This window comes from Absiella sp. AM09-50 (genome assembly GCF_003433845.1).
Taxonomy (GTDB): Bacteria; Bacillota_I; Bacilli_A; order Erysipelotrichales; family Erysipelotrichaceae; genus Hoskinsella; species Hoskinsella hominis.
Map to the genome: position 1 here is coordinate 83377 of NZ_QVFI01000003.1, position 14235 is coordinate 97611.

Sequence of the window (14235 nt, forward strand, 5' to 3'; positions counted from 1 at the left end):
ATATTCAATCACCTTTCCTTTGTGTATCGCTGTTGCCGCTTTACCTCCGCCAGTACGTCCGACGGGATACGGTCAACCAGCCTTTGGATATTCTGCAATTCGCTTTCCAGCTTCGCCCGTTCCATGCGGTCTTTCATTTTGCCGCTTTCGCTGGCTCTGGCTCTCGCTTCCAGCTTTTGATTTTCTTCCAGCAGGTCATTGATTGTGACCTTATATTTCTTCAACTGCCCGGAGAAGTTCTCCATTTGCGGAAACCACTTTTTCAGCATGGCAAGGGCTTCCTCTTTCTTTTTTCCGGCGTTGATCGGATTGATACCGTCCAGCGTGGCTTCAATCGCCCTCGCCTGTTTGGAGAGGGAAACGGCCTGTTTGAAAAGCCGGGTAGGGATATGCTTCCGGCCTGTCTTGCTGGCGCTCTCTCCACGCTCCAAGTCGGGATATTTCTCCACCATGTAGGCGTGAAAATCGTCCTGCCACTTCGTCAAATTCGCCCGGTTGCCTATGATTTCTTTGGCGCACAGGCGGTTGTCCTTTGTCAGCGGAACAAAAGTCAAATGCAGGTGGGGTGTTTTCTCGTCCATGTGTACCACCGCCGACACGATATTTTCCCGGCCTACCCGGTCAATGAGGAAATCCGCCGCCCTCTGGAAAAAGGCTTGTATCTCTTTTGGGGACTTGCCCTTGAAAAACTCCGGGCTGGCGGTTATGAGCGTATCCACAAACCGGGTGCTGTCTTTGCGTGTCCTGCACCCCGCCTGTTCAATGCGGCTCTGAATGAAATGGTAGTATCTGCCCTCCGGCTTGACGATGTGAAAATTGTACTTGCTCCGGCTGGCGTCAATGTCGGGATTGCTGGCGTACTGGTCTTTCTGTCTTTCGTGGTGGGCTTCCAGCGGCCTTGCCGGGTTGCCCTTATGCTTCTCAAATCGCAAAATTGCGTGCTGTGCCATAAACTCCTTTCCCCATCCCTTTCCTATCCGGGACTTTTCCAAAGGAAAATCCCGCCGGAAATATCTCTGATAGGATTGGAATGGAATTGATATAAATAAATCGTTTTAATCTCTGTATTTCTATATACCGTCCAGTTTTCGTACTTCAAGAGGATTGATTATCGTACTCCATGAGTACGGTTTTCAGCCCTCCGGCGTACCGGAACCGGATTTCTTGAAGTCAGTGTTTGAAACCGCTTCATAGGATTTTGGGTAGATACGGTTTGGTTTTCCACAGCCCTGTTTCTGTATCTCCACAAGCCCCGCATACTGTAATTCCCGCAAGGTGTTGACCGCCTTTTGCCGCCCACAGTGGAGCAGGGCGACCACCTCGCAGATTGGATAATACAGGTAAATGCGCCCGTACTCGTCCGCCCAGCCGTTCTTGCGGGATAACTCCGTCCGGCGCAAGATAAAGGCGTACAGTATCTTCGCTTCATTGGACAGGGGCGTAAATGTAGGGGCTTCAAAGAGAAAATTCGGGAGCCGGGTGAAGCTGACCGATTTCTCCGGTTGATGAATATAAATCGTGTTTGTCATAGTGTGCTTTGTGGACAGTTAGAACGGCATTTCCGGGGGCAGACGATATTTTATATGACCTGCCCCGGTTCTGCCCTCTGGAATCCTTATAAATCAAGGCTTTTTTCCTGCCTAATTGTCCACACTCGACCTCCTTTTCCGTTCACTTTCCGCTTTCTGCCGCCTGTGAACTCTGGCGGCACAGTCCGGGCAGTATTTCCCCCGGTTGGACTTTGGGACGAACACGCCGCCGCAGACCTCACAGCGTTTCAAGTCCTTATCCCGGAAAATTTCCGCTTCCAGTGTTCCGACCAGCGGCAAGACCGACCAGCGGAACCACTTACAGCAGACCGAGAAAGAAATCATCTGCGGGCAGGTATGACCGTCCCCGTCGTCAAGAGCGATACAGTCCCCGCCCTCACAGTTGCAGCACTCCCAGCGGATTAGGCTGTTTGCCTGTTTCCTCTGCGCCGGTGTCATGCGGTAGAGGGAACCGTCCGGCCTGCGCTCCAAGGACGGCAATCGCTTGTATAAATTTTCTTTCATGCGTTCCTCCGTTTCCTTGCTGCCGTTCTCCCCGAAAAGGCTTCCTGCCCCATTCCTGCGGCGTGTTCCGGCGTTGGCACGCTCCCCGGACTTCGGGACATTTTGTCCCGAAGCTGGCTCGTTGCGGTGCTTCCCCTGCCGGGATATTCCTTTTCGGACGGTCATCCTGTTTTCAAGGTGCTGTTCACCGATGAACTAACCTAAGTCTACACCTAAATGACCGTCCGTCCCGTATATCCATAAAGTCGGAAATCAGCCCGGAAAACTCCCTATTTCCACGCTCTCGGAATTGTGGTACAATAAAAATATCCAAACAGCGAATCGAAATAAGGGAAAAAATATAGGAGGAAAATATATGGGCGCATGGAATTATGGCGTTTTTGATGATGATACTGCATATGACGCTTTGGACGACCTTAAAGCATCATCAAATATAATCGCTGATATTGAAAGATACTTTGATGAGGTTATACAGGCAGAATATGTCGGTTACGACGAAGCGCATTATGCTTTGGTATCAGCCGCATTTATTGACAGTGTTATAAATGATACTCAATATAGGTGTGATGGTGATGATTATTTTGAATGGACGAGATTGCAAAAGTGCTTTGATTTCTCTCCACTCAAACATAAAGCTGTAAAAGCCATTGACGCTGTTCTTTCTGATAATTCCGAATTAAAAGAATTGTGGGAAGAAAACGAGGAATTGTATGAAGCATGGAAAGAGGATAAACTCTCAATAAAGAAAAGGCTTCAACAATAAATAGCTTTTATTATCGCTTATTTATCGGGCAGATGAGGAGGGAGAGCATGGAATTATCCATACAAGAACGATTGAAAGACCTGCGTGTGGAGCGTGGGCTGACGTTGGAACAACTTGCGGAGCAGACGCACCTCTCCAAGTCTGCGCTGGGAAGCTATGAAGCGGAGGACTTCAAGGACATCAGCCACTATGCCCTTATCAAGCTGGCGAAGTTTTACGGCGTGACCTCCGATTATCTGCTGGGGTTGTCCGAAACAAAAAATCACCCAAACGCCGATCTTGCAGACCTGCGTTTGAGTGACGATATGATTGAACTGCTGAAAAGCGGGCGGGTGGACAATTCCCTTTTATGTGAACTGGCGGCGCACCCGGATTTTCCCCGGCTCATGGCTGACCTTGAAATCTATGTGAACGGCGTGGCGGTGAAGCAGGTGCAGACCGTAAACGCCATAGTGGACACCATGAGCGCAACCATTATGAAACAATACAATCCCGGCTTGACCGACCCGCAGTTAAGACAGCTTGTCGCCGCCCATATTGACGACGACAGCTTTTGCCGCTATGTGATACAGCAGGACATAAACAGCATAGCTCTTGACCTGCGGGAAGCCCACAGGGACGATTTTTTCAGCGTCCCGGAGGATAACCCGCTGAAAGGATTGTTGCAGGCCGCCGATGAAGTTGCCAGAGAGGACAGCGACCCGGAGCAAGCGTCGCTGGCGTTTATCTGCAAACGGCTTCGGCTGAATTATAAGAAGCTGTCCGAGGAAGAAAAGAAATGGCTTAAAAAGATTTCGGAGAAGTCCGACTTGCTGAAAAATCCGAACCCACAGCGAGGAAAAAGGGGGTAGTACATGGAGAATGTCGTTGCATACTTAAAAGACCACTGGCAGTATGTGGTGATTGCGGGCGGTGGGCTGACACTGTTGGGAGCAATTTTTAACTGGCGGTGGGTCACAAGCCCGGATGGAGAAAGACCAAACGGCCCCGGACGCTTTATCTATGACATATTCGGACAGGGCGGGTATCGTGTCTTTATGGGCGTTCTGGGCGTTGTAATTATTGCTTGTGGGATTTTCTTTCTTTTTGTGGGAAGATAAAGCAAAAGAACAAATCGAAATATGGAGGAAATGCAAATGGGAATGATTGCAAATTATCAACCAACCACTGACATTGAATTAGAAAAAATCATGTGCCTTGATGATGTGGAAGAATTACAAGAAAGTGAGGACATAGAAATTTGTGATATAGATAAAATGTGGGACGCACTTCATTTTTTACTGACGGGGAAATCTGCCAGCGAACCGATTGAAGATGATTTAATCAGTGAAGCGATTGTAGGACAGTTCAATATATCTGAAGAAGACTTTATATCTGGAACGAAAGCTGATAGGGTGAAAGAAATAGCCAGGGCGTTGCAAGAAATTGATTTTGAAACATATCTTGATAAATTTGATATGAGTGCGTTTTCCCAAAATGATATTTACCCCAATATTTGGGGATACGAAGATGAAGCAGATGAAATTAAAGATGATTTAAGAAATTCATTTGAAAATTTGAAAAAGTTTTATGAAAAAATGGCAGCACAAGAGAGCGCCGTTTTAGTGTCAATCTATTAACTGTATAATTTCAACTGTTGCTGAAATAGCAAAGTCAGCCGATCCAGTCAACGGTCAAGATGAACGGCGCATAAATGCGCCGCCGTTGACAGTCCCGTCCGCCTTTGCTAATAGGCAATCAAGGCGGGAAAGCCCTTAAAATGGCTTCCCGCCCATTTCAATTTTGAGAGAAAAATCTGGCTGCTTTTTCGAGAGTGTGTCCACAAGTTCGGGACATTTTGTCCCGAAGTCTGGCGTGGGACGAGGGACGGGGGCTTTCATATACGCCCTGTCTGCTGATGAAACCAGTCCTGCGGTTGCGGCTCCACGCCACGCAATCACAGCCCCGTTTTCCTGCCGCTTCAAATGCCCTTGCCCTCCCCGGCGGCAATGGCATTTTTACGGCAACGCCGACAGAGCGTATAACACACTACACTTTGCAAGCAAAGTCGTGTGCCAAGGGGCAAGCCCCTTTGGAAACCCCGGACAACAAAACAGGCTGAATATCTCGCACTTTCCCGGTGCTTGATACTCAACCTTTATTTGTTGTCAGCAGCCCCCGTTTCGTGGTCTGCGTGTAGTTCCTTGTAAACTGACCTAAACTGTTCTACAAATAACCATACTCCTTTATACAATTCGTGTTATAATATCTAAGGTAAATGAGGTGTATATCATGAACAAAGATAAACTAAAAGAAATACAAAATGAATTGCCTGAAAATGTTACTTTGGTTGCAGTTAGTAAAATGCATACGAAGGAAGAAATCGACGAGGCACATAAATTAGGCTGCTGTATCTTTGGCGAAAATAAAGTACAGGAAATGAAAGATAAATATAATCCTGATTATACATGGCATATGATTGGACATCTTCAAAGAAATAAAGTAAAAGATGTTGTTCCTTTAGCAAGTATGATTCAAAGTTTAGACAGTTATCGTCTTGCTCAAGAAATTGAAAAACAATGTGCAAAGATTAATAAAGTCATGCCAGTACTGATTGAAGTAAATATCAGCCGTGATCCAGGAAAAACGGGTGTATTGTTGGAAGAAGCACCTAGCTTTGTGAAGCAGTGCATGCGTTTGGAACATTTAGATGTTCAGGGTTTAATGTGTGTTGGCCCTTTAACAGATGATGAAGATAAAATTGAAGGTTGTTTTGAAAGAATGCATGCTTTATTCATAAAATTACAAAATGAATATGGTGAAGATAAATTTAAATATTTATCTATGGGTATGAGTGATGATTATCATATTGCCTTAAGACATGGCAGCAATATGGTACGTCTTGGCAGTGTTATTTTTGGAAAACGAAATTACAATAAATAAATGAAGAAAACAAGAAGGCGAATATAAAGTCTTCTTGTTTTCTATACTAAAACATATCACCATAGGTAATACCCTAATAATTAGGGTAAGATTCATCTATTTAACCCTAAATTTTAGGGTTAATTCATATTGCGAAAAGATTTATAATTATCAAATAATATAAGGAGAGCTAAATCACAATGAAAATGAGAGAAGACTATACCTGCCCACTTGAGTTAGTACATGATATGATTAAAGGCAAATGGAAACCAATTATCTTATGGCGGCTTCGCTTAGGAAAAACATCACTTTCAAAGCTTGAACAGGATATACAAGGTATTACACAGAAAATGTTATTGCAACACTTAAAAGAGTTAATGGAATATGGCTTTGTAGAGAAACAGACGTATTCCGGATATCCTCTTCATGTGGAATATTATTTAAGTGATCCTATGGGAAAAGAAATCATAGAGGCATTGCGTATTATGCAACATATAGGTATCACATATCTTGAAAAAAATGGCAAAGCAGAAGAATTATTGAAAAAGCATATTATTCCAGACTAGATACCCACAAAAAAGTGGGTAATTTACGACGAAAACCTTTCCTGTTATACTTCTTACATAAACGAGGAGGTAATGATATGAAAGTCACAAGTAAAGGAATTGAAAACGGCATCATACGTTCAGAATTTGGTATGTATGGAACATGTTTTGATTCTCATCATATTCCTTGCTATTCGCTTCCATTCAGAATTGAAGATGCACCCCATGAAACAGTTTCATATGCCTTTGTACTGGAAGATAAAGATGCTTATCCAGTTACTGGATTTACCTGGATTCATTGGATAGGCGCGAATCTTACACGCAAAGAAGTATACGAAAATGAAAGCCTAACAGCCTCAGATTTTATACAAGGTGCAAATAGCTGGATTAGTATACAAGGAAATGAACTTTCCATAGAACAAGCCAGTTTTTATGGAGGCATGACACCACCAGATAAATCTCATATGTATGAACTTCATGTTTATGCATTGGATCAATTACTTGATTTACAAAACGGCTTCTATTTAAATGAATTATTTCATAAAATGAGTGGTCACATCCTTGGAGAATCTGTATTAAAAGGTATCTATCAAAAAATTGATATGGTATCGTAATATTTCCAAGTATTTTTATTATATATATTATATATGCGTGCGTAAATTCCTTTAGATGAGGATATATTTACATTAATTCACGAAGTAAAATCTAAAACATTTTGCAGGAATTTTGATGAGCAATTAGATATCATAGAAAAACTTTATGGTGAACAAATTAAGTTTAAATTTACAAAGCAAGATATCATGAATACTAAAAAGGTTGTTGATTGACAACCTTTTTCCTTAGTTTATATAGTATAAGCTAGGCTGATGAAAAAATTTTAATTCTTTTGATTAGAATATTTTTCTATCATACATGTATGTTTCTTTGTTTCCTTATCATAATTGATACCTACCAACAACAAATTATCTAAATACTTTTCTAAGCCAAAGAAATATTTCTTATCTTTAATCTGTTTAATCGCAGTATCCACGTCTTTATCATATTTAAGTTCAATGATCATCGCAGGTTTATCATATCTTGGAATGAACACGACATCCGCAAACCCTTTTCCACCTGGAAATTCTCTTACCATTGTATAATCATTTCTTGCCATGATATATGCTAAATAGATTGTATATGCCAACGCATTCTCATCATTATATTGTAAGATACTGGTTTCTAAATGTGCTTTTTCTATATATTCTGCGACTTGTTCCCCATCACAAGCATAGGTTGCCTGTATCAGATTCATGGAATTCCTTAATGATTCACTTACTGGTCCCCAATTGGAATCTTCTATTGAATTGACAAAAGATTCTACAACTTCATTATTAGGAATATATACCTCACTTGTTTCCTCATCATATCCTAAATATCCCAAGTGTACAAGTAGTGTGAACACATCATCTTTTGATTGGAATGTTGTCATATCATTTTGAAATTTACTCGCATTGATGATGACTCTTTTTCTAGCTAATAGCTTAATGATATCATCCTTTAATCCATCAAAATTCATATCAATATATACTTTCAAAGATTCATAGGTTTCAGTAGATGCCCAATAATTTTTAAACTTACGATCCATTAATGAAAATACGACAGAACGTGGTGATAATATAGATACTTCTTTATTTAAATGATAGCCATCATACCATGCTTTCATTTCATCAAAATCTATCTGATATTCTTCACATAACTTTTTCACTTCTTCTTCTGTAAACCCCATAAATTTTTCAATAGGATCAGGACTAACCATAGATATTTCTTTAAACATATTTAAGGCACTATGTGTTCCGTATTTTTTGATTGGCAATATTCCTGTCATATAGGCAAGTGATACATATTTCTTATCTTTTAATAAATCTCTTAAAAAATCAAGATATATTTTTTGTGCATCTTTATCTTCAGTATATTCTCTAAATATACAGTCCCACTCATCTATGATGAAAATAAAGGACTCTTTATAATCATTATAAATTTTATTTAAATAATTCTTCAAACTAGGTCTTAATACGTCAACATCATACTCCTTTAATAGTTCATTCATCACTTCTTTATTTATGATATCTATCATTTCAGTTATTGAATTTGCATCACTTAAAAATTCCTGCATATTCAGATGTATTACATGATGTTGATTTAAATGTTTTTCATAATCAGGTAACTTTGAAACCTTCAAAGCATTAAATAATTCATGTGAATCACAACCCCTAGAATAATATGCAACTAGCATATTCGCATCTGTAGATTTTCCAAATCTTCTTGGTCTCGATACACATATAAAACGACTTGCTTTATTTAATCTTGAATTTGTATATTCTATTAACATTGATTTATCCACATAGATATCATCATTATATGACATATAAAAATCTTGATTATCTGGATTTAAATATATTCCCATAAATAACACCACGCTTTCTTTTCTTATTTTATAGCAAAATCTTAATGTTTTTCATATCTAAATTTCTCTATTGTACATGTATGTTTCTTTGTGTTCTTGTCATAATTGATACCTACCAACAACAAATTATCTAAATACTTTTCTAAGCCAAAGAAATATTTCTTTTCTTTAATCTGTTTAATCGCGCTATCCACGTCTTGATCATATTTTAGTTCAATAATCATCGCAGGTTTATCATATCGTGGAATAAATACAACGTCCGCAAACCCTTTTCCACTAGGGAATTCTCTTACCATCGTATAATCATTTCGTGCCATGATATATGCTAAATAGATTGTATATGCCAACGCATTCTCATTATTGTATTGTAAGATACTGGTTTCTAAATGCGCTTTTTCTATATATTCTGCGACTTGTTCCCCATCACAAGCATAGGTTGCCTGTATCAGATTCATGGAATTCCTTAATGATTCACTTACTGGTCCCCAATTGGAATCTTCTATTGAATTGACAAAAGATTCTACAACTTCATTATTAGGAATATATACCTCACTTGTTTCCTCATCATATCCTAAATATCCCAAGTGTACAAGTAGTGTGAACACATCATCTTTTGATTGAAATGTTGTCATATCATTTTGGAATTTACTTGGATTAATGATAACTCTTTTTCTTGCCAATAGTTTGATGATATCATCTCTTAACCCATCAAAATTCATATCAATATATACTTTCAGTGATTCATAAGTTTCAGTAGATGCCCAATAATTTTTAAACTTACGGTCCATTAATGAAAATACAACAGAACGTGGTGATAATATAGATACTTCTTTATTTAAATGATAGCCATCATACCATGCCTTCATTTCATCAAAATCTATCTGATATTCTTCACATAGCTTTTTCACTTCTTCTTTTGTAAATCCCATAAACTTTTCCATTGGTGTAGGATTGATCATAGATATTTCCTTAAACATATTTAAGGCACTATGTGTTCCATATTTTTTTATTGGCAATATTCCTGTCATATAGGCAAGTGATACATATTTCTTATCTTTTAATAAATCTCTTAAAAAATCAAGATATACTTTTTGTGAATTCAAATCATTTGGGAATTCTCTAAATATACAATCCCATTCATCTATAATAAAAACAAATTTCTCACCTTTGTAACGATAGATATCTTCTAAACAAAGACGCAATTTTGTTTCATCTTGAAATTGTACGTCTGAAATTTCAGTTTTTAATTCTAATATGACTTGACTTGTTAGAAACTTAATCATTTCTTGTATGTTTTCTTGATTACTAACAAAGCTTTGCATATTTAAATATATAACATGATGTTTATTTAAATGTTTTTTATAACTATCCCTATGTGCAATTTTTAAATGATCAAATAAGGCTTTTGAATCACAACCTTTTGAATAATATGCGACTAACATATTGGCATCCGTTGATTTTCCAAATCTTCTTGGTCTTGATACACAAATAAATCTCTCTGGTGTATGTAAAATTGAATTTGTATAATCAATTAACATGGATTTGTCCACATAAATTTTACCATTACATGATATTTTAAAATCTTCATTATCTGGATTCCAATAACTATTATTCATCATTATACACACTCTCCTATCGCACTTATTTCGATATATTATATATATTGCTGTTCTTATACCTTTCCTTATTGTACCACATATTCATAATTATTTTCGCTTACTCAATTGATTTCTTTAAAAATTTTTATCCATGGTAATAGGTATTTTTTTATACTTTTCTCTTTAAGCTGTACCAAATAAAAGAGGAACCATTTTTTAAAACATGGTAGTATATGGATAATTAAAATAATATAAAGGAGATCCTAATGAAACAGACAACTACCCCATTTCGTATTGAGAAAAAAGCATCATTTCGTGTCATTGGATATACGCTACATACAACAAATCAAAAGAAAGAAGCAAGAACAGCAATCCCATCATTTTGGTCCGATTTTAAAATGAATGAAAAACATACCGCTTTATTACCATTATCTAATCAAGAGCCATTTGGTTTGTTTGGTATGAATATCTATAATACAGATGCATCTGATGCTCGTAAGTTTGATTATATGATTGCGGTATCTAGTGATGTAATGATTGATCAAACATTTACCATGTATGAAGTACCCACAATGACATGGGCAATATTTCCATGTACCATTGATACTATTGGAAAAACAGAAGCACAGGTAATCACGAAATGGCTGCCAAAATATAAATATAAACCTTTAAACAAGGGATATATTACTGGAAAGATGAAATCAAACGCACCAGATATTGAACATTATAAGGAAGATGGTTCTGTAGAAGTTTGGATTGCGATTCAAGATTAATATAAAAAAGAGGTTTCTTAAATGAATAATCATCATTTTTGAAATCTCTTATTTTTTCTATATCATAATGGAAATATTCTTTTTATACTATTTTTCTGGAACTGGTTTTGTGACATAATCACGATTTAAATATATCTGACATGATCCGCCATAGCATCCTTCTGTGAACTTCGTTGCTCGAATAGAATGAGGAACGCCCGCTGGTATATAAACACAACATGGGGAAGTTAATCGATATAAATCTTCGCCTAATCCAATTTCAAATTCTACTTTATCCTTATCCCCTAAAATCAGATACATTTCATCATCGTCATGAATATGTGGATTTGCTTTTGGTCCTGTATTCTTTTCGACTATCTCTACCTGACGTTTAGTTGCTAAAAACATTGTTGGACATAACCAGGCGTTTGCCTGTGGTACTAAATCTCCATTCATTAAAATCGGAAAACCTTTATCTCCCACAGAACCTTCATGATCTGGTAAATTCTTAACCCATTGGATATCTCTAACAATCAATTGTTCCGTATGTTCCATCTGTAAAGGATTTTCTGGAACTGGTTTTGTAATATAATCACGATTTAGATATATTTGACAAGAACCACCATAACATCCTTCTGTATATTTCACAGGTTCTATAGCATGTGGTAATTGTGCAGGAATATATACACAACATGGAGAATCCAATAAGTAAATATCGTTACCTAGTGTAATACGATATGTGACGGCACCTTTATCTCCTAATATCAAATACATTTCATCAGCTTCATGGATATGCATATTTGCTTTTGGTGCTTTACCACTTGCAACGATATCTGATTGACGTTTTGTAATCTGAAACATTGTTGGACATACCCAGGCATTTGCTTCAGGAACTAAGTCGCCATTCATGAGCACAGGGAATCCTTTTCCTCCTACGGACCCTTCATGATCAGGCAGACTATCCACCCATTGAATATCTGGAATAATTAAATGTTCATATTTTTTCATATTGATGATTCTCCTTAAATATTACGTACAATTTCATAAGCATTCCAAATTGCATACATAATATTATGTACCTGATTAGAATCGCCTATATTGTATACTGGTTTGTTTAAATCACGTATTGCTTCATATAACGTATTTTCTGATTTATATCCCACAGCTGAAATCACTGTATCTGCAGATAATGTAGATGCTATGCCATTTTGAACCACTGTAACAGAGTCATCTTTTACTTCCTCTACCATTGTATTGGTCAATACTTGCATATGATGATATTTCATCAAATCAGTAAGCATAGAATAATTCATAAATGGCATACCATGAGGTCCTCCAAGAATTTCTTTCTGCATTTCTATAATTGTGACTTGTTTACCTTTTTGAGCAAGCCATAATCCTGTTTCACACCCGACAAGTCCACCACCAATGATAACAACCTGATCGCCTACATGAACTCGCCCCATCAAAACATCATCTGCAACAACTGCTTTTTTTAACTTTTCCTGACGTAAAACAATTGGTTTAGAACCTGTAGCTGTAATGATAACATCGTTATCACTGTTACGAATTTGTTCAACACTTAGCTCTTTATTTAATTGTACATCTACATTTAATAATTTTAACTGATGTTCATACCATGTTACTAAATCATGGTCATAATGCTTAAAGCTAGGCATTCCACCAGGTATTAAATTACCTCCAAGACGGTCACTTTTTTCAACCAATGTAACCTTGTGTCCTCTTAAAGCAGCAACTCTTGCACTTTCACAACCAGCTACACCACCACCAATGATTAATACTTGTTTCTTTTTCATAGCTGGTGTTATGCCATAGATGCTTTCTCTACCACAAGCAGGATTAACAGCACATGAAATAGGTCCTTTAGAAATTCTTCCAAGACATCCTTCATGACATCCTAGACATGGACGAACTTCCTTAAGCCGATCCATTCTAAGTTTTTCTGGATAATCAGGATCAGCCAATAATTGACGTCCATATTCAACAATATCACAAGATTTTCCCAGTGCTTCAACAGCAATATCTGGATTTTCCATTCTACCTGCAAGAATGATTGGAACATTCACTTCTTTCTTCAATATTTCACCAAAAGGACGATACATTCCTTCTTCTTCAAAATACATTGGTGGATGATTCCAATACCAAGAATCATATGTTCCAGCATCAACATTCAAAGCATCATATCCTGCAGCTACTAAAATTTTTGCGGCAGCTACACCTTCTTCGATATCACGACCTGCTTCTTCATATTCTTCTCCAGGCAAACCTCCCTGACGTAATGCTTTCATACAACTCTTTAAACTAAAACGTAACGATACTGGGAAATCCTGACCACAAGCTTTCTTGATACCCTTCACAATATCTGTAGCAAATCGTAATCTATTTTCCAGGCTTCCTCCATATTCATCTTCTCTATGATTATAAATAGCAATCGCAAACTGATCTAGCAAATATCCTTCATGTACTGCATGGATTTCTACCCCATCAAAACCTGCACGTTTCGCAATCATAGCGCCTTTCACAAAGTCCTTTGTATATTGTGCAATTTCTTCTTTCTTCATTTCACGATGTTGTACACTTGGATCAAATCGATTGCCTTGCGCAGATGGCGCAATCATGTTTTTTACCATACCAGGCATTGTACTTCTACCAGCGTTTGCTGTCATCTGTAGGAAAATCTTTGTACCATAAGCATGAATTCTTTCATTCATTTGACTTGCATTGTGGACAAATGCTTTAGGACATTTGGTTACACAAGGCATCCCAGGTGCTTCAATACCTTCTACATCAACATTTACTGTGGTTACTCCGGTAATGATTAACCCAATACCACCTTTCGCACGTTCAACATAATAATCTTGTAATCGTTGATTATACGCATAATGTGGATCAGCGTAACCAATTGGTCCCATCGGTGCCATAGCCATTTTATTTTTGATTTTCAGCTTACCAATATAAGCTGGTTCAAAAAGTGGTGCATACTTCTTATTCATTTTATACCTCCTAATTGAATAACATCGTTCGCCGAACATTGTTATGTTAAATTCAATATATCATTGCTTTCCCTATTTGTCAACACCTTTTGTAATCGTTTTCAGCATAGTTTCCTATACATCTTAGTTTTTCCTTCATTTACGTATCACGAAAAGAAAAGACTT

Annotated in this window: 15 protein-coding genes; 8 read left to right on the plus strand and 7 right to left on the minus strand. The window is 37.9% G+C overall.

Going from position 1 to position 14235, the window contains the following annotated elements; genetic code table 11:
* Window positions 1-8: 8 nt before the first annotated feature.
* The 3 genes from mobV to DW114_RS04220 all read right to left on the minus strand — a co-directional run bounded on the left by mobV (window position 9) and on the right by DW114_RS04220 (window position 2054).
* Window positions 9-950 carry a MobV family relaxase gene (gene mobV, locus DW114_RS04205; protein ID WP_117452545.1) on the minus strand — a complete coding sequence of 314 codons (942 nt, stop codon included), beginning with the start codon at window positions 948-950 and terminating at the stop codon, window positions 9-11.
* 183 nt (window positions 951-1133) lie between these two features.
* Window positions 1134-1529 carry a replication initiator protein A gene (locus tag DW114_RS04215; protein WP_002596451.1) on the minus strand — a complete coding sequence of 132 codons (396 nt, stop codon included), beginning with the start codon at window positions 1527-1529 and terminating at the stop codon, window positions 1134-1136.
* Window positions 1530-1640: 111 nt separating this feature from the next.
* Window positions 1641-2054, minus strand: coding sequence for a cysteine-rich VLP domain-containing protein (locus DW114_RS04220; RefSeq protein WP_117452546.1), 414 nt, complete (start codon window positions 2052-2054; stop codon window positions 1641-1643).
* A gap of 355 nt (window positions 2055-2409) precedes the next feature.
* On the opposite strand from DW114_RS04220, the gene DW114_RS04225 reads away from it, so the two are divergent.
* The 7 genes from DW114_RS04225 to DW114_RS04260 all read left to right on the plus strand — a co-directional run bounded on the left by DW114_RS04225 (window position 2410) and on the right by DW114_RS04260 (window position 6877).
* Complete coding sequence (locus DW114_RS04225) at window positions 2410-2817, plus strand: DUF4259 domain-containing protein (RefSeq protein ID WP_117452547.1); 408 nt, start codon at window positions 2410-2412, stop codon at window positions 2815-2817.
* A 47-nt stretch (window positions 2818-2864) separates the two neighbouring features.
* Window positions 2865-3668: a helix-turn-helix domain-containing protein gene (locus DW114_RS04230; protein WP_117452548.1), complete on the plus strand. Its 804-nt coding sequence runs from the start codon at window positions 2865-2867 to the stop codon at window positions 3666-3668.
* A 3-nt stretch (window positions 3669-3671) separates the two neighbouring features.
* Window positions 3672-3917: an immunity 17 family protein gene (locus DW114_RS04235; RefSeq protein ID WP_002596447.1), complete on the plus strand. Its 246-nt coding sequence runs from the start codon at window positions 3672-3674 to the stop codon at window positions 3915-3917.
* 36 nt (window positions 3918-3953) lie between these two features.
* Window positions 3954-4436: a YfbM family protein gene (locus tag DW114_RS04240; RefSeq protein WP_117452549.1), complete on the plus strand. Its 483-nt coding sequence runs from the start codon at window positions 3954-3956 to the stop codon at window positions 4434-4436.
* A gap of 652 nt (window positions 4437-5088) precedes the next feature.
* A complete protein-coding gene (locus tag DW114_RS04250; RefSeq protein WP_117452550.1) occupies window positions 5089-5739 on the plus strand; it encodes a YggS family pyridoxal phosphate-dependent enzyme in 651 nt (216 codons plus the stop codon).
* 179 nt (window positions 5740-5918) lie between these two features.
* Window positions 5919-6284, plus strand: a complete 366-nt coding sequence (locus DW114_RS04255) for a winged helix-turn-helix transcriptional regulator (protein ID WP_117452551.1) — start codon at window positions 5919-5921, stop codon at window positions 6282-6284.
* Window positions 6285-6361: 77 nt separating this feature from the next.
* Window positions 6362-6877 (plus strand): YbhB/YbcL family Raf kinase inhibitor-like protein, encoded by a 516-nt coding sequence (locus tag DW114_RS04260; protein WP_117452552.1) that lies wholly within the window; start codon window positions 6362-6364, stop codon window positions 6875-6877.
* Between the two features lie 263 nt (window positions 6878-7140).
* Here the strand turns inward: DW114_RS04260 and DW114_RS04265 are convergent, their stop codons facing one another.
* The gene (locus DW114_RS04265; protein WP_117452553.1) at window positions 7141-8706 is read right to left on the minus strand and encodes an AAA family ATPase; all 1566 of its coding nucleotides are present in this window, start codon (window positions 8704-8706) and stop codon (window positions 7141-7143) included.
* A gap of 41 nt (window positions 8707-8747) precedes the next feature.
* Entirely contained in the window at window positions 8748-10325 is a 1578-nt protein-coding gene (locus DW114_RS04270; RefSeq protein ID WP_233509580.1) for an AAA family ATPase, read from the minus strand.
* Between the two features lie 245 nt (window positions 10326-10570).
* On the opposite strand from DW114_RS04270, the gene DW114_RS04275 reads away from it, so the two are divergent.
* The gene (locus DW114_RS04275; protein ID WP_117452554.1) at window positions 10571-11077 is read left to right on the plus strand and encodes a GyrI-like domain-containing protein; all 507 of its coding nucleotides are present in this window, start codon (window positions 10571-10573) and stop codon (window positions 11075-11077) included.
* An 87-nt stretch (window positions 11078-11164) separates the two neighbouring features.
* Here the strand turns inward: DW114_RS04275 and DW114_RS04280 are convergent, their stop codons facing one another.
* Both DW114_RS04280 and DW114_RS04285 read right to left on the minus strand, forming a co-directional pair.
* Window positions 11165-12064 (minus strand): cupin domain-containing protein, encoded by a 900-nt coding sequence (locus DW114_RS04280; protein WP_117452555.1) that lies wholly within the window; start codon window positions 12062-12064, stop codon window positions 11165-11167.
* A gap of 14 nt (window positions 12065-12078) precedes the next feature.
* Window positions 12079-14070, minus strand: a complete 1992-nt coding sequence (locus DW114_RS04285; RefSeq protein ID WP_117452556.1) for an FAD-dependent oxidoreductase — start codon at window positions 14068-14070, stop codon at window positions 12079-12081.
* Window positions 14071-14235 lie beyond the last annotated feature (165 nt).